Source organism: Xanthomonas sp. NCPPB 3959 (assembly GCF_056675575.1).
In genome coordinates this window covers 51,785-68,108 of record NZ_JBWWVR010000011.1, presented here as the reverse complement: position 1 = coordinate 68,108, position 16,324 = coordinate 51,785, and the positions used below count along the sequence as shown (strand labels likewise).

12 protein-coding genes and 1 other RNA gene are annotated in these 16,324 nt (G+C 65.2%); 9 read left to right on the top strand and 4 right to left on the bottom strand.

Annotated features, from left to right (window positions below; translation table 11 throughout):
- Positions 1-15 precede the first annotated feature (15 nt).
- Together AC1KVG_RS14050 and AC1KVG_RS14045 are read left to right on the top strand one after the other, a co-directional pair.
- Positions 16-1,887, top strand: a complete 1,872-nt coding sequence (locus AC1KVG_RS14050) for an ATP-binding protein (protein WP_481094806.1) — start codon at positions 16-18, stop codon at positions 1,885-1,887.
- A 24-nt stretch (positions 1,888-1,911) separates the two neighbouring features.
- Positions 1,912-4,236: a hypothetical protein gene (locus AC1KVG_RS14045; RefSeq protein WP_481094805.1), complete on the top strand. Its 2,325-nt coding sequence runs from the start codon at positions 1,912-1,914 to the stop codon at positions 4,234-4,236.
- Positions 4,237-5,360: 1,124 nt separating this feature from the next.
- Here AC1KVG_RS14045 and AC1KVG_RS14040 read toward each other — a convergent pair.
- A complete protein-coding gene (locus AC1KVG_RS14040; protein WP_481094804.1) occupies positions 5,361-6,461 on the bottom strand; it encodes an NADH:flavin oxidoreductase/NADH oxidase in 1,101 nt (366 codons plus the stop codon).
- 440 nt (positions 6,462-6,901) lie between these two features.
- Between AC1KVG_RS14040 and AC1KVG_RS14035 the strand changes: the two genes are divergently transcribed.
- From AC1KVG_RS14035 to AC1KVG_RS14010, 6 genes are read left to right on the top strand one after another with little or no spacing between them, the layout of a single operon-like run.
- On the top strand, positions 6,902-7,744 hold the full coding sequence (locus tag AC1KVG_RS14035; protein ID WP_317060220.1) for an STAS domain-containing protein: 843 nt from the start codon (positions 6,902-6,904) through the stop codon (positions 7,742-7,744).
- Between the two features lies 1 nt (position 7,745).
- A complete protein-coding gene (locus tag AC1KVG_RS14030) occupies positions 7,746-8,108 on the top strand; it encodes an STAS domain-containing protein (protein ID WP_023903148.1) in 363 nt (120 codons plus the stop codon).
- Positions 8,105-8,500: an anti-sigma regulatory factor gene (locus AC1KVG_RS14025; protein ID WP_006450589.1), complete on the top strand. Its 396-nt coding sequence runs from the start codon at positions 8,105-8,107 to the stop codon at positions 8,498-8,500. The genes AC1KVG_RS14030 and AC1KVG_RS14025 overlap by 4 nt, the downstream gene beginning before the upstream one ends.
- Positions 8,491-9,501 carry an ATP-binding protein gene (locus AC1KVG_RS14020; RefSeq protein ID WP_481094803.1) on the top strand — a complete coding sequence of 337 codons (1,011 nt, stop codon included), beginning with the start codon at positions 8,491-8,493 and terminating at the stop codon, positions 9,499-9,501. Before AC1KVG_RS14025 ends, AC1KVG_RS14020 begins: the two co-directional genes overlap by 10 nt.
- Positions 9,498-10,373 carry a sensor histidine kinase gene (locus tag AC1KVG_RS14015; protein ID WP_104550301.1) on the top strand — a complete coding sequence of 292 codons (876 nt, stop codon included), beginning with the start codon at positions 9,498-9,500 and terminating at the stop codon, positions 10,371-10,373. Before AC1KVG_RS14020 ends, AC1KVG_RS14015 begins: the two co-directional genes overlap by 4 nt.
- Positions 10,363-12,321: a response regulator gene (locus AC1KVG_RS14010; RefSeq protein ID WP_481094802.1), complete on the top strand. Its 1,959-nt coding sequence runs from the start codon at positions 10,363-10,365 to the stop codon at positions 12,319-12,321. The genes AC1KVG_RS14015 and AC1KVG_RS14010 overlap by 11 nt, the downstream gene beginning before the upstream one ends.
- 333 nt (positions 12,322-12,654) lie before the next feature.
- On the opposite strand, the gene AC1KVG_RS14005 is transcribed toward AC1KVG_RS14010, so the two are convergent.
- Positions 12,655-12,730, bottom strand: a non-coding RNA gene (locus AC1KVG_RS14005) — sX9 sRNA.
- Positions 12,731-12,811: 81 nt separating this feature from the next.
- Here AC1KVG_RS14005 and AC1KVG_RS14000 point away from each other — a divergent pair.
- Entirely contained in the window at positions 12,812-15,181 is a 2,370-nt protein-coding gene (locus AC1KVG_RS14000; RefSeq protein WP_481094801.1) for a TonB-dependent receptor, read from the top strand.
- Between the two features lie 109 nt (positions 15,182-15,290).
- Here the strand turns inward: AC1KVG_RS14000 and trxC are convergent, their stop codons facing one another.
- Both trxC and AC1KVG_RS13990 read right to left on the bottom strand, forming a co-directional pair.
- Positions 15,291-15,737 (bottom strand): thioredoxin TrxC, encoded by a 447-nt coding sequence (gene trxC, locus AC1KVG_RS13995; RefSeq protein ID WP_481094800.1) that lies wholly within the window; start codon positions 15,735-15,737, stop codon positions 15,291-15,293.
- A 181-nt stretch (positions 15,738-15,918) separates the two neighbouring features.
- The gene (locus AC1KVG_RS13990) at positions 15,919-16,284 is read right to left on the bottom strand and encodes a DUF1428 domain-containing protein (protein WP_176340687.1); all 366 of its coding nucleotides are present in this window, start codon (positions 16,282-16,284) and stop codon (positions 15,919-15,921) included.
- Positions 16,285-16,324 lie beyond the last annotated feature (40 nt).

Sequence of the window (16,324 nt, the reverse complement as noted above, 5' to 3'; positions counted from 1 at the left end):
AAACGACAGACGATCATGCAAGATCACACCTCCGAGGCGACGGACGCCTCTCAGATCCGCCGTGCAGGCGTCGATCTCAACGGACTGATGTCCGTCCTCAGCAAGCACCTCTATTCCACACCGGTGGTCGCGTTGCGCGAGTTGGTGCAGAACGCGCACGACTCGATCCTGCGCCGCCGCCTGGAACAACCCGACTGGCAAGGCGAATCGCGCATCGAAGTGCATGCCGATGCGGCCCAGGGCATCGTGCGCATCGTCGATACCGGCGCAGGGCTGACCCAGCAGGAAATTCACGATTATCTGGCCACCGTGGGCGTGGGCTACACCCGTGGGCTGCGTCAGGGCGGGCACGAAGACAGCGGCCTGATCGGCATGTTCGGGCTGGGGTTTTTGTCGGCCTTCGTGCTGGCGCGCCGGGTCACCGTGCGCACCACCTCGTACCAGAGCCCGACGTTGGGGCATTGCTACATCTCCAGCAATGCAGAGCAATACACGGTCAGCCCGATCCCGGCGCGTGCGCAGGTCGGCACCGAAGTGGTGCTGGAACTGCATGAGGACTATCTGTCGTTGGCCCAGGAAGGGCGGCTGCGCGAGATCCTGTCGCGCTACTGCGCGCTGTTGCGCGAGCCGATCTGGATCGGTGGGGATGCGCAGGCGATCAACCCCGAGCCGCCACCGTGGCGCATGCACGATGCGGTGCCCTTGCATCCGGTGCAGGCCTGGCGGCGGCAACGCGAGTTTGCCGCGCGCTTCGAGCGCAACTTCGAACCGCTGTGCTGCATGCCGGTGCGCACGGAGGAGGGCAGCGATGCGGTCGGCTTGCTATGGGTACAGGACGGGGCGACCTACGGCACCAGCGACAACCGCAATCTGTCGGTGTTCCTGCGCGGCATGCTGTTGGACGACAACGCACGCGAGCTGCTGCCGCCGTGGGCGGGCTTCATCGGCGGGGTGATCGAATCCAATCGGCTGACGCCCACTGCCAGCCGCGAAGATCTGCAGCGCGACTCCACCTACACGGCGGTGCAGCATGCGCTGTCCGAAGCGCTGGTACAGGGCTTGGCCGATGTCGCACGTCAGCAGCCGGAAGCCTGGCGGCGCATTCTGCTGCGCCACAACGAGGCCTTGCTGGGCGCGGCCTTGTGCGACGAGCGCTTGTTCGAGTTGCTGATGGAACACGTGCGGGTGCCGACCTCGCAAGGCGATCTGCCGGCGCAGCAGTTGCCGGCGCGTGGCGCAGTGCATGTGATCCTGGATAGCGACAGCGGTTTCGAAGAGATGCTGTTCCGCGCGATGGGCGTGCCGGTGGCCTACGGAAATCGCTATGCGGTGGTGCCGTTCCTGCGTCGCTGGGCGCAGGCCAAGGGCGTGCGGCTGGTGGAGCTGGGCACCGAGCAGGGCAACCGGCAGTTGTTCCAACTGGACGACAGCTTGCCGGCCGACGAACTGGCCTGGCTGGAACAGCATCTGGGCGATGGCGAAGCCTTGGTGCCGGCGCATTTCAGCCCCGAAGCATTGCCGTTGGTGGTGGTGCCCGACCGTGAGGCCGAACTGAAACGCCGCCTGGAGCAGGACGAAAACGACAAGCGCGTGTCCACCGCTGCGTTGCGGCTGGCCCGGCAGTTCACTGCGGGGATCGAAGCACGCCAGACCCAGCGGCTGTATCTCAATCTCGACAACCCGGCGCTGCAGGCATTGCTGGCGGCGCAGCGCGCCGGCAATCCGCAGGCGGCGGTGGCGGCGCGGCTGCTGCGCTCACTCAAGGTGATCGTGTCGGCGCAGGGACGCACCCAGCCGCAGCCGGGCGCCAGTGCGTCGGGCGGATCGGATTTGAACCGGGCTTTCGGCGATCTTGCCGAGGCCGTGACCCAACTGCTGGCGCGCTGAGCGCCGCATCGAAGGAGCAACAGGATGGAAATCTGGAACTGGGTTGAAAAGTTGCAGGACGATCTGGGCGAAGCCGGTCAGCCGCAGAACGCGCAACTGCTGACGCGCCTGACCGACCATATCTGCGACCTGCAGATCGAACGCGCCGAAGCGCTATTGCCCGAGGCGCGTGCGCTGGGCAAGACGCTGGCCAATCCGTGGCTGGAGGTGTTCGTCGGGCATTGGGAAATGCGCAACCGGGTCGGCAATCTGTGCGAAGGCGAGCGTGCGCTGAGCGATGCCGTGACGCTGTTCGAGCGCGCGCATCGCGCCGATGCGGTGGAGTGCCCGCAATCGGTGTGCGTGACCCAGGATCTGGCCGCGTGCTACGCCAATATCGACGGGCCGGGCTGGGTGGAAGAGCGCATCGAAGTGTGCGAGGAAACGCTGGGCCGCATCGATCCGAGCTGGTCGTGCTACCAGTGTCTGAGCTGCGAAAAAGCCGACGCCTTGCTCGACGATGGGCGCGGCGAGGCGGCACTGCATTATCTGGAAGAGCAGTCGCAGACCATTCTTGCGCATGGCGGGCAGATCTACGACGGCGTGCCGGACATGCGCATCTCGATCCTGCTCTCGCTCGGTCGTGCAGAAGAAGCACTGGCGCTGATCGAACAGCGCGAACGCGAGGCCGCACGCGAAGGTGCAGAGTGGGCCAACTGCAGCCAGCCGCGGCGTTTGCAAAAGGCGCGCGCATTGGCGCTGTTGCATCGCGACGATGAAGCGCTGGAGGCATTTCTGCCGTGGCGCGAGGTTGCGCCGCGCTATCGCATGCACTGGTTGCGTGCAGTGGTGGTGCTGGTGTCGCGCACGCCGGAGCGCAACACCTGGGATCTGGGCAGCCGCTTGCAGGTGATGCTGGATCATTACGCGCAGGTCGGTGCGCATCGCATCCTGATCGACGCGGCCGAGATGGCGATCGAGCTGGCGTTGCAGCGTGGTGCGGTGTGGACCGCGCGGCGGCATCTGGCGCTTGCGCGTGCGCATGTGCCCAAGTTGCGTCAGGACCGTGGCGCCACGCAATTGCTGGACCGTTTGGCCATGCGCATCGAGACCGCACCGGCGGGCGAGGCGGCGCCGGTGCCTGCCGCGCAGTTGCTGGAATGGCTGGAGGCGCAAGCCGAAGACGTGGTGCGCAACCCCGAGCGCGAAGCGCAATGGTTGCTGCAGGCAGTGGCCGAGCGCCCCGACGATGCCGAGTTGGTGGACACCACTGCGTCGGCCTTGAGCGCGTGCGCGGCCGACGATGAGGCGATTACGCTGCTGTGGGCATTCGTGCAGCGGCATGCCGATCGCGAGACCAGCCCGACCTTCCGGCTGATGAATCTGCTGCTGGGCCGTGGCGACGACGCCGGCATGCGTCGGCTGGCGCAGCTGTATCGCCCGCTGGTGCCGGTGGCGGCGCTGTGGTGCGAAGCGCAGCTTGCCCAGCGGCTGGCCGATTGGCCGGCGCTGGAACAGGCCTGTACCGCGTTGCTGGAATTGTCGCCCGGCTCGCATGGCGCACGCGGTTTGCTGGGGCGCATGTATCTCAACACCGGGCGGTTTGCCGAAGCGGCCGAGGTCTACCGGCAACTGACCGAGTTGATGGAAGAACCGCGCTCTGCGCATTGGGATCATATGACCGCGGCCAGTGCGGCGCAGCAGTGGGAAGCGGTGCGTGCCTCGGCGCTGGCGATCGGCATGGAGCTGAGCAGCACCAGCGGCGTGGTCGAAGAGAACTGGGGCTGGGTGATCGTGCGTTGTGTGGACGACGGCGAGGCGGCCGAGTATTACGCGCGCCGCACCGGCCCGGTCACCGCGCGCATCCTCGAAAACGCGCCTGCGCATCGGCGTCAGCATGTCGGCGATTGGGTGGTGTTCGATGCGGAGTTGCTGTATCCGCCACCGGAAGACGAGGCCGAGCGCGAGCGTTTCGTCCCGACCTACGCGCAGGTGCATGTGTTGCAGGCGGGCGGTTACGGCAGCAGCTGGCTGGTGGATGGCGTGCATCCCGGCGAGCCGGCGATCGAGGCCTTGCGCGAAGAGATCGAGGCCCGCGGCTGGAAGCTGTGGGTGCACAGCCGCGACGATTACCACGTGATCGATCCGGAACATCCGGACGCGTTCGACCCGGAAGACGCAAGCACGGGCCTGCCCGGCGTGTTGTTCACCGTGGCGCTGCCGGAAGCGGCGGCGCCGTTGGAATTGCATCGGGCCTTGCTTGCCGCTACCGCGCAGTGGCCGCACACAATGTGCTGGCTGCGTTTGGCCGAGGCCTGCGATCAGGATCCTCGCCCGCATCTGGAAGCAGTGGAGCGTTATGGGCTGTAAGGGCGACCATCAATATCATCGCTGAGCCGCTTAGGTCGTGTGCGGGGATAGTCGATGCGCGGTACTGCATCCGGTGTCCTACTGCGGTACGCGTGCAAGCGCCTGCAGCGAACCGAAGCATTCCCACGAAACCTGCTGACTTCGTGTGCGTGGTCGGCTTGCGCGCGGCGCCGCATCCGTTGTCGGGACACGCCGCAAGTACGTCCATGTAGGCTCGGTGGCGGCATCCATGCCGCCACACGGTCCCGCCCCCGGATGCGTCACCGCGCTCCGACTCTTCGCGGTTGCTGATCGGCAGGCGTGACTTGATGTGTGTAACGCCTGTGGATTCCGCAGTCGATAGTCAATGCAGTCTTTCGTCTATCGCTTTGCGATGACTTCGCAGCGAAGTTCTCGCTCCAAGGCACCATCAATCAACCAGGCAACGCTGTCCGATCAGCTACCGACAACGGCCGGAGGTGCTTGCGCGCGTACCGGCGTGGGACCTTACGCGGCATGGATGCCGCGTAAGAGCCTACATGGACGTACTTGCGGCGTGTCCCACGCCGGTACGCGTGCAAGCGCCTGCAGCGAACCGAAGCATTCCCACGAAACCTGCTGACTTCGTGTGCGTGGTCGGCTTGCGCGCGGTGCCGCATCCGGTGTCGGGACACGCCGCAAGTACGTCCATGTAGGCTCGGTGGCGGCATCCATGCCGCCACACGGTCCCGTCCCCGGACGCGACACCGCGCTCCGACTCTTCGCGGTTGCTGATCGGCAAGCAATGGCTTCAGGCAGGCGTAGTGCCTGCGGATTGCAAAGTCGATTTCCGTAGTCGATGTGGTTGGCATCAATCCATCGTTTCGCCATTGAAGGTCACGATCCGAGGAAGGGTCCGTCAACCAGTCGCCGCTTTCCTATCGCCACCAATCACGTGTGGTGGTGCTTGCGCGCGTCCCGGCGTGGGACCTTACGCGGCATGGATGCCGCGTAAGAGCCTACACGGACGTACTTGCGGCGTGTCCCACGCCGGGACGCGTGCAAGCGCCCTCAGTGACCGAAGCATTCCCAAGAAACCTGCTGACTTCGTGCGCGCGGCCGGCTTAGCGCGCGGTGCCGCATCCGGGCATGTCGCGTGTGTCCGATCAGCTGCGCTTGCCGTAGCGCTCCAGCCAATGCGCGTACGATGGCGGTAGCACCCACGACGGGCGTTCTTCGCCCAGCGCCAATGCGGCGTGATACGGCCAATGCGGGTTGGCCAGGTGCGCGCGGCCGATCATCACCAACTCCATCTGCCCGGCGGCGATCACGCGGTCGGCTTCCAGCGGGTCGTCGATATTCCAGGACGAGGCCACCGGCAGCTGTGCCTCGCGGCTGACGCGCTCGGCGAACGGCGCCAGCAATGCCGGGCCCCACGGAATCTGCGCGGTCGGGGTGCTGAAGCCCATGCTGACGTTGAGCAGGTCCAGGCCGCTTTGCTTGAAGTTGCGGGTCAGTGCGATGGCTTCCTGCAAGGTCTCTTCATCGCGGCCATCGAATTCGATCACGCCAAAACGCGCGGTGAGCGGCAGATGTTCCGGCCAGACCGCACGCACGGCTTGCAGTGTTTCCAGCAGGAAGCGACCACGATTTTCGGCAGTACCACCGTACTGATCCTGGCGCTGATTGGCGTGTACCGAGAAGAAGCTCTGCGCCAGATAACCATGCGCAAAATGCAGCTCCAACCACCGGAAGCCGGCATCGCGCGCGCGCTGTGCGGCGGCGACAAAATCGCCGCGCACGCGGGCGATGTCGTCCAGCGTCATCTCGCGCGGCAGTTTGGGCAGGCCGCCACCGAAGGCGACAGCCGAGGGCGAGATGGTGTCCCAGCCACGTGCGTCGCCGTCGGCGATGTGGTCGTCGCCTTCCCACGGCAGGTTCGCGCTGGCCTTGCGCCCGGCGTGACCGATCTGGATGCCGGGTACTGCGCCGGCGGCGCTGATCGATGCTGCAATACGCGCCAAGCCTTCGGCCTGGGCGTCGTTCCACAGGCCCAGGCAACCGGGCGTGATGCGTCCTTCCGGCGACACGCCGGTGGCCTCGACGATCACCAGGCCAGCACCGCCGCGCGCCATGCTGGCGTAGTGGACCTGATGCCAGTCGTTGGTGAGGCCGTCCACGGCGGTGTATTGGCACATCGGCGGAATGGCGATGCGGTTGCGCAGCGTGAGGTCTTTGAGTTGATACGGAAAAAACAGCGACGACATGGGGGAGCCTGAGAAAAGTCTGGGCGCGATCAGAACACGCCCGGCCACAGCCCGACACGCCGCTGGTGGCACAGCGCGTTGCACGCACTGGCGGTTGCCCACAGGCGGGCTTGTTCGGCGTGCGCGTATCACCTCGCTTCGATCAAACTCCCCAGCACGCTTTGCGGCAGCGTCCGCCATCGGTCGGCGGCACTCAGACCATCACCGCCTGCATCCGCCGCCTGCATCTGCGCAGGCGTGGCAGGGCGCACGTTCGCCATGTGCGCTGCAATGTCAAACTGCAGGGTGTAGTGTCTGATGACTGCTACAGGTTCGTCGTTGGTTGCCGAATCTGAATTGTTTTATTCTGCTGCGCTTCGGCGTGGGGGCGCCGCGCCAACCACGGGCGCAGTCCAGCCCGCATGCCCGGCCTTTCTTCTCTTTACTCGGCGGGTGATCTCATGGTGGCATTGCAGCAGCGCTCGATCGATGCGATTCGTGGGCAGGAAACAACGTTGTTGACCGCGTGGCTGGGTTCCAGCTTCGGTAGCGACGTGCGTATTTCGCGGCAGGAAATCGAAACCCAGGGCGCGGAATTCCTGCGCTTGCTGGTGGCCTCGTTGAAAGACGGCGGTAGCAGCCTGGACAGCGCCGAATGGAGCGAGGTGCGCCGCTTTCTGGAGACGCTCTCGCGCGACCGCGCCACGCGCGGCTTCGATTCGCAGGAAACCGCCAACTTCATTTTTTCGCTCAAGCGCGTGCTGTTCGAGCTGGTGCAGCGCGAGTACGCCAGTGCGCCGGAGGAGTTGGGCCTGCAGTTGTGGGCGCTGTCCGAATTGCTGGATCGTCTGGGCCTGTACACCGTCAAGGCGTTCCAGAAGACCCGCGAAGACATCATCGTGCGGCAGCAGGAAGAGATGCTGGAACTCTCCACCCCGGTGGTGAAGTTGTGGGACGGCGTGCTGGCGCTGCCGATGATCGGCACGCTGGATTCGCAACGCACCCAGGTGGTGATGGAATCGCTGCTGCAACGCATCGTCGATACCGGCTCGGAGATCGCCATCATCGACATCACCGGCGTGCCCACCGTGGACACCTTGGTTGCGCAGCACCTGCTCAAGACCGTCACCGCGATTCGCCTGATGGGCGCCGATGCCATCATCAGCGGTGTGCGCCCGCAGATTGCGCAGACCATCGTGCATCTGGGGCTGGATCTGCAGGGCATCGTCACCAAGGCCAACCTGGCCGACGCATTGGCGCTGGCGCTCAAGCGCACCGGCGTGACCGTGAGCAAGGCGAGCTGACATGGAGCGTATCCCGATCCTGCGGATGGGCGACCTGCTGCTGGTCACCATCCAGGTGGACATGCACGACCAACTGGCGATGACGCTGCAGGAAGATCTGTCGGAAAAAATCAGCGCCACCTCCGCGCGCGGCGTGCTGATCGACATCTCCGCACTGGACATCGTCGACTCCTTCATCGGCCGCATGATCAGCACCATCTCCGGGCTGGCCGCAGTGATGGACGCCAAGACCGTGGTGGTCGGCATGCAGCCGGCGGTGGCGATCACCTTGGTCGAACTGGGCCTGACCCTGCCGTCGGTGCGCACCGCGCTCAATGTCGAACGCGGCATGCGCCTGTTGCAGCAACCCGATCGCGATTCATGACCACAGGGTCGCAACCGGTACGCACCGAACAGGATGTGGTGCTGGCCCGGCAGACGGTGCGCAAGCTGGTGGTGCAGTGTGGCCTGCGTCTGGTCGACCAGACCAAGCTGGTCACCGCGGCCAGCGAACTGGCGCGCAACACCGTGATCTACGGCGGTGGCGGCGATATGGACTGGGCACTGGTGGAAAACGGCATCCGCAAGGGCGTGCAGCTGACCTTCCGCGACGAAGGCCCCGGCATTCCCGATCTGGATCTGGCACTCACAGACGGCTGGACTTCCGGCGGCGGACTTGGTCTGGGCCTGTCCGGCAGCCGGCGGCTGGTGGATGACTTTGTGTTGGACACCACGCCGGGCAAGGGCACGCGCATCACCATCACCACATGGAAGTGACGGTTACCGGTGACGTGACCCGCCTGTTTCGCGTCGACGAAGCCAGCCAGGTCGGGCAGGCGCGGCGTGAATCGATGGCACTCGCGCAGACGCTGGGGTTCGACGAAGCCGCCTGCGGTCGCGTTGCGCTGGTCGCCACCGAGCTTGCCACCAACATGCTCAAGCATGGGCGTGGCGGCTGCTTTCAGTTGTCGGGCGTGGCTGCGCGCGAGGGCATGGGCGTGGAGATCTGCGCCATCGACGAAGGCCCGGGTTTTACACTGGAAGATGGCCTGCGCGATGGCTATTCCACTGCCGGCACACCGGGCACCGGGCTGGGCGCGATCAAGCGCAAGGCGCAGGTGCTGGATGCGTACTCCGATGCCAAGGGCGCGATCGTGATGGTGCGGCTGTTTGCGCAACCACGCGCCGAGCTGGACCTGCCGTATGGCGCGGTGCGCGTGCCGCTGCATCACGAAGTGGTATGCGGCGACGCCTGGCAGTTGGCGATCCGCGAGCAATGGGTCACCGTGACCTTGATCGACGGCCTGGGCCACGGGCAAGGCGCGGCCGACGCCGCCGATGCCGGTACGCGCGCGCTGGTAGCGGCCAGCGGCGAGCCCGGCGAGCTCATCGCACGCCTGCATGCCGGCATGTCCGGCACCCGCGGTGGTGCGGCGGCGGTGACGCAGTTCGACAGCCGCACCGGCCAGGTGCGCTTTGCCGGCGTCGGCAATATCGTCGCTTCGCTGTGCGATGGCGATGGGGTACGCGGCATGCCGTCGCATCCGGGCATCGTCGGGGTGCAGTTTCGCAAGGCGCAGCCGTTCGATTTTCCGAATGCGACCGGCAAGCTACTGGTCATGCACAGCGACGGCCTGCAAACGCGCTGGAATCTGCGCGATCACCCGGCGCTATTGTCACGCCACCCGCGTATTGTTGCGGCGGTGCTGTTGCGCGATTACGCGCGCGGCCGCGACGATGCCTGCGTGTTCGTCATGCGTTTGGGAGCCCTGCAATGAAGTCATCCGATGCCGCATCGGCAGCCGATCCGCTGGCCGAACTCGACGCGCTGCGGCAGCAGAACCAGGCCTTGCGCGAGGAGTTGGAAGAAACCAACCAGGGCGTGCTGGCGCTGTATGCCGAGCTCGATCAGCAGGCCGAACAGCTGCGCGATGTGTCCGAGCTCAAGAGCCGCTTTCTTTCGTACATGAGCCATGAGTTCCGCACGCCGCTCAGTTCGATCCTGAGCATCACCCGCCTGCTGGAAGACGGCATGGACGGGCCGCTCAACGCCGAGCAATCCAAACAGGTGCGCTTTGTCAGCGCCTCGGCGCGCGAGCTCACCGAGATGGTCGACGACTTGCTGGATCTGGCCAAGATCGAAGCCGGCCGCATCGCCATTTCGCCGGGCTGGTTCGACCTGATGGATCTGTTCTCGGCGTTGCGCGGCATGTTCCGCCCGCTCACCGATGCCGGCAGCACCACGTTGATCTTCGAAGATCCCCCGGCGCTGCCGATGCTCTACACCGACGACAAGAAGCTGGCGCAGATCCTGCGCAATTTCATCTCCAACGCGCTCAAGTTCACCCCGCAAGGCCACGTGCGCGTGTTCGCGCAGCTGGAAGGCGACACCCATGTGCGCTTCGGTGTGCAGGATACCGGCATCGGCATTCCGGCCGAGCTGCACGAGGCCTTGTTCGAGGATTTCGTGCAGGTGGATTCGCCGCTGCAAAAACGCCTGACCGGCACCGGCCTGGGGCTGGCGATCTGCAAGCGCTTCGCCGAGCTGCTCGGTGGCAGGGTGGGGATCAATAGCGTGGTCGGCGAAGGTTCCGAATTTTTCGTGGTGCTGCCGGTGACGCTGGCGGCGGAGAATGCACTTGCCCAGTAGTCATCGCATTCTGGTGGTCGACGACAACGCGGTGACGCGTTATTCGGTGCGGCGCGTACTCGAACATCATCAGTTCGTGGTCGAAGAGGCCGGCACCGGCACCGATGGCCTGGCCAAGCTGGCCACGCACGCCTTTGCCGCAGTGGTGCTGGACGTCAACCTGCCGGACATGAGCGGCTTCGACATCGTGCGCAGCTTGCGTGCCGCCCCGCGTACCGCGCTGCTGCCGGTGGTGCATGTGTCGGCCGCATCGATCGCCACCGGCGACATGGCCACCGGGCTGGATGCCGGTGCCGATGCGTACCTGATTCATCCGGTCGACCCCAGCGTGCTGGTCGCCACGCTGCGCACGCTGTTGCGCGCCCGCAATGCCGAAGATGCATTGCGGATCAGCGAGGCCCGCTTCCGCGAGATCTTCGAGCACATCAGCGCGCCGATCGCCGTGGTCGATTCCAGGCTGCACACGCACGAAGCCAATGCGGCCTTCCAGCGCCTGATCGGCAGCGCCACACCCGGCGATGCGATCCAGGCGGCGGGGCTGGACCAGGCGACAACCGTGCACGCCCTGACCACCGCGCTGGCGCAACGCGCGCGCTGGAGCGGCACGCTGTCGATCATCCGCGATGGCAAGCTGTGCGAAACCGAGTGGCGGGTGTCGCCGTATCGCGAGCCGGATCTGGGCTTGTTGCTGGTCGAGGACGTGACCGAACAGCGTCTGCGCGAGCGCGAACAACGCCAGGAACTGGACACCGCCACCACCGAGCTGGCGCACCAGATCGCCGAGCGCCAGCGCACCGAAATCCAACTGCTGCAGGCGCAGAAGATGGAAGCGCTGGGAAATCTCACCGGCGGCATCGCGCACGACTTCAACAACCTGCTGACCAGCATCATTTCCGGGCTGGACATGATCCAGCTGGCGGTGGAATCCAACCGCATCGAGCGCGTGCCGCGGCTGGCGGAAATTGCCACCGGCTCGGCGCATCGCGCGGCCGCGCTGACCCAGCGCATGCTCGCGTTTGCACGCAAGCAATCGCTGGATGCCCAGGCGTTCGACATCAACGCACGCGTGCGCTCGCTGGAAGACATGCTGCACCGTTCGATCGGCGAGAACATCGTGCTGGAACTGGATCTGGCGCAGACGCCGCTGGTCGCGGTGGCCGATGCCAACCAGCTCGAAAATGTGGTGCTCAACCTGGTGATCAATGCACGCGATGCATTGAAGGGCAAGGGCACCATCCGCATTCAAAGCGCCGCCTACACCGCGCGCAACGATCCGGAACTGGACGATGGCGATTACGTGGCGGTGAATGTGATCGACAATGGCAGCGGGATCGAGCCGGCCATTCTCAATCAGGTGTTCGAGCCGTTTTTCACCACCAAACCCATCGGCGAGGGCACCGGCCTGGGCTTGTCCATGACCTATGGGTTTGCGCGTCAATCCGGCGGCACCGCGCGCATCACCAGCACCGTGGGCCGTGGTACCACGGTGGCCTTGCTGTTGCCGCGCGGGCTTACGGCAAGCGAGGTGGCGCCAGCACCGCCGCCCAGATCGCCGCGTCACCGTCACGAGCGCATCCTGCTGGTGGACGACACCGATGTGGTGCGCATGATGGTGAGCGAGGTGCTCAGCGATGCCGGCTACCACGTGACCGAAGCCGAAAATGCCAATGGCGCGCTGGAGCAATTGCGTGCCGGGGTGGAGATCGATCTGGTGGTGTCGGATGTGGGCCTGCCCGGCATGAACGGGCGCGACATGGCCGATGTTGCGCGCGCGCTGCGGCCCGGCTTGCCGATCCTGTTCATCACCGGCTACGCCGAAAACGCAGCCACGCGGCAGGAATTTCTGGCCGAAGGCATGGCCTTGCTGCCCAAGCCTTTCAGCCTCAACGATCTGCTCAACATGGTTGGGCAGATGCTCGACAGCAGTGTGCTTGCGGCCCGCGCGTAACGCCGGTGGTGTGCTTGTCCGCGCTCAGCGCGGAGTGTTTATTTCCTCGCGCCTAGCGCGACTTGTTTATTTTCCCGCGCTTAGCGCGAATGGGCATACGGGCCAAAGGTGGCGCACAAAAAACCGCCTGCCGTCAGCACACGGCCAGTGCGGGCATGCCGTTTCGCCATGCCACCCGCGTGCAACGGCATGGGAGTAGACCTAGCGGCATGTGCGCGGCGGCACGCTTGCCATAGAGCTGCAACATTGCTGACATATCGTGCGCGCGGCGCCACCTTGCGCCTTCGTCCGGCATGCCTGTGCCGACGGACGTCACCTCACTCTACTTAGAGCGGCTAACAAACGTAGCGAGCGGTCGTCAGGTGGGTGCAGACGGCGCGCAGGAACCGGAGTGTACGAGTGGGTACATGAGGATTCCGAGCACCGGCTACGCCCGTCTGGCGGCCGCGCAGTAGTTTGTTAGCCGCTCTTACTCCAAGGATCACCTCGTATGTCGTTGTACTTGTCTATCTCCGCGTCCCTGACGTCCGCCGCCACGCACGCACCTGCACGCCGTTGCGCCGCCTTGCAGCGCACGCCGCTGGCGCGCGCCTGTGCCGGCCTGTTGCTTGCTTCGATGGCCGCCGCCGCATCTGCGCAGCAAACGCCGACGACCCAGGGCGAGGGCAGCCCGACCGCGCTGGATACGGTCACCGTCACCGCCGAGCACCGCGAGCAGAACCTGCAGGAGGTGCCGGTGTCGGTGGGCGTGGTGCAGGGCGCGGCGATGCGCGAGTTCACCGCAGGCGGCGACGACACCTTGCTGGCACTGTCCGGTCGCGTGCCGGGCTTCTATGCCGAGACCACCACCGGGCGCATCTTCCCGCGCTTCTATATCCGTGGTCTGGGCAATATCGATTTCTATCTCGGCGCTTCGCAGCCGGTGTCCATCATCCAGGACGATGTGGTGCTGGAACACGTGGTGCTCAAATCCAACCCGGTGTACGACGTGGACCAGGTCGAAGTGCTGCGCGGCCCGCAGGGCACCTTGTTCGGCCGCAACACCACCGCCGGCATCGTCAAGTTCGACACGGTCAAGCCCGGCGACACCTATACCGGCCGCGTCGATGCCAGCTATGGCAGTTACAACACCGTGTCGCTGGATGGCGGCTTCGGTGGGCCGATCAACGACGTGCTGTCGTTCCGCGTCTCGGCCTTGTATCAACACCGCGACGATTGGGTGGACAACACCTTTGCCGGCAGCAGCGCCGATGGCACGCGCACGCCGCGCAAGGATGCGATGGGCGGCTACAACGACCGTAATGCGCGCCTGCAGGTGCTGCTCAAGCCCAATGACGCGTTCTCGCTGCTGGGCTCGGTGCATACGCGCGACTACGACGGCACTTCGACGTTGTTCCTGCGTAATGCGGTGACGCGCGGTAGCGACAAGGTCGACGTGCCGCGCGACCGCGTGGCCTACGACGAGGCGCACGACAACCCGCAGGCGTATCAAACCGACGGCGGCTCGATCAAGGCGATCTACGACTTCGGCGGCGTGTCGCTGACCTCCATCACCGCTTACGAAACCACCTCCGGCTACAGCCGTGGCGACACCGATGGCGGCGCAGCGGCCAACTACCCGGTCAACGGCGTGCCGAACGGCTTCGGCCAATCGATGGGGCAGATCCGCGATCTGGATCAGTACACCCAGGAACTGCGTCTGGCCAGCGAAGGCGACGACGCACTGCAATGGCAGGTGGGCGCGTTCTACTTCGATGGCCGCGACACCACCGATTTCTATCAGCGTGCGTTTTTTCTGCAGACCGCTGCGCGCAACCCCAACAACTGGGTGCGGCTGCGCAACACCAACACGTCATGGGCCGGCTTCGGTCAGCTCAGTTACAAGGCCACCGATGCGCTCACCCTGACCGCCGGCATCCGCCAGACCAAGGACACCAAGGAAACCCGTCTGCTCAAGACCGCCGACACCGTAGCTGGTGCGGTGACATACCGTGGCCGTCGCGACGTGCGCATGTCCGACACCCAGCCCAGCTGGGACCTCAGCGCGATGTACGAAATCAACCCCGAGCTGAGCGTGTATGCACGCGTGGCGCGCGGCTTCCGCGGCCCCACCATCCAGGGCCGCAGCGCGGTGTTCAATTCGGATTTCACCACCGCCGATTCGGAAACCATCCTGTCCTGGGAGGCCGGCATCAAGAGCAGCCTGTTCGACAATCGCCTGCGTCTGAATGTCAGCGGCTTCACCTACACCGTCGATGACATCCAGCTCAACGGCAACGATTCGGACGGCAACGGCGTGCTGTTCAATGCCGACAAGGCCAAGGCCTACGGTCTGGAAGCGGACCTGGACTGGCGCCCGATCTCCAACCTGTCGCTGACCGCCGGCCTGAGCCTGCTGCATAGCGAAATCCAGGACAAGCGCGTGTTTGCGCAGGCCTGCGCGCTCAACGGCGTGGTGGTGTGCACGGTCAACGACCCGACCATCCGCGTCGGCGCCAACACCTTTGCGCAGATCGACGGCAACCCACTGCCCAACGCGCCAAAGTACAACCTCAACCTGGCCGCGCGTTACGACATCCCCGTGGGTAACGACGGCGCGTTCTTCGTCTCCACCGACTGGAACAAGCAGGGCGAAACCAGCTTCGTGCTGTACGACTCCACCGAGTTCCGCGCCGACGGCAATTTCGAAGGCGGCCTCAAGCTCGGTTACACCGGCGGCTACGGTGCGTGGGAAGTGGCGGCGTTTGCGCGCAACATCACCAACGAAAAAAACGTCAAGGGTGTGATCGAAAACTACATGGCGGCGGTCTACAACGAGCCGCGCATCGTGGGCGTGTCGGTCAACGTCAACTGGCAATGAGTCGCTGATCGACTGACTGCATCACCGCATCACGGCGACCTGCGCGTCGCTGTGATGCGTGTGGCAACCACCAAGCCCGCGGCGTGCAGTACGCAGCGGGCTTTTTGCGTCAACGGCTGCGCAACACCGACTGCACCCAACTGACGATCTGCGTGCTGCTCACTGCACCGGAATGACGGCCCAGCTCGCTGCCGCCGCGGATGACCAGCAAGGTGGGAATGCTGCGGATGCCAAAACGCGTGCCCAGCGCCGGATGCAGATCGGTATCCACTTTTGCCAGACGGACCTGCGGTTCCAGCAGCGGGGCGGCTGCGGCGAATTGCGGCGCCATGCTCAGACACGGCCCGCACCACGGTGCCCAGAAATCCACCACCAACGGCAGCTCGCTGCGCACCGCATGCTTGTCGAAATCGATAGTGGACAGCGCTATCGGCGCACCTAGAAATAGCGGCTGATGGCAGCTGCCGCAGTTGGGCGCATCGCGCAGACGCGCTTGCGCGATGCGATTCATCGCAGTGCAGCTCGGGCAGGCCACCAGCAGCGGCGCAATGGTCATCGGCGATCTCCACAGGCAAGAGAGACGGTGCATCGCATGTCGCGCCGGTGGCGATCTGCGCGTGCGTGGGCGGTTGTCAGTGTAGCCATGGCGACGCAAGGCCTGCGTGCGGGGGCGATGACTGCGGGGCTGCACGCCTGATGGCAGGTGCGTCCATTCCTGCCGCCAGGCGGTGTAACGATCAGGCCGACCGGCCCAGGTCCAGCACCGGCACGAAGCCACCGAAGATCATGCGCTTGCCGTCGTAAGGCATCGGATTGACCGCAGGGTCCATGCGCGGGTCGTCCATCATCTTCTGCATGCCGGCATCGCGCGTGGCCTTGTCCGGCCATTCGATCCAGGAGAACAGCACGGTTTCGTCCGCGGCCGCCTCGACCGCGCGATAAAAGTCGGTCTGCTGTCCGTGCGGCACGTCATCGCCCCAGCACTCCACCACGCGCAACGCGCCGTATTCCATGATCATGCTGTCGCCCATGCGGGCGTGCTCCAGGAACTTGTCCTTGTTGGCAGTGGGCACCGCAAGGACGAAACCATCGATGTACGACATGAACCACCTCCGCTGGCATGACGCACGGCGTGCGCCTTGT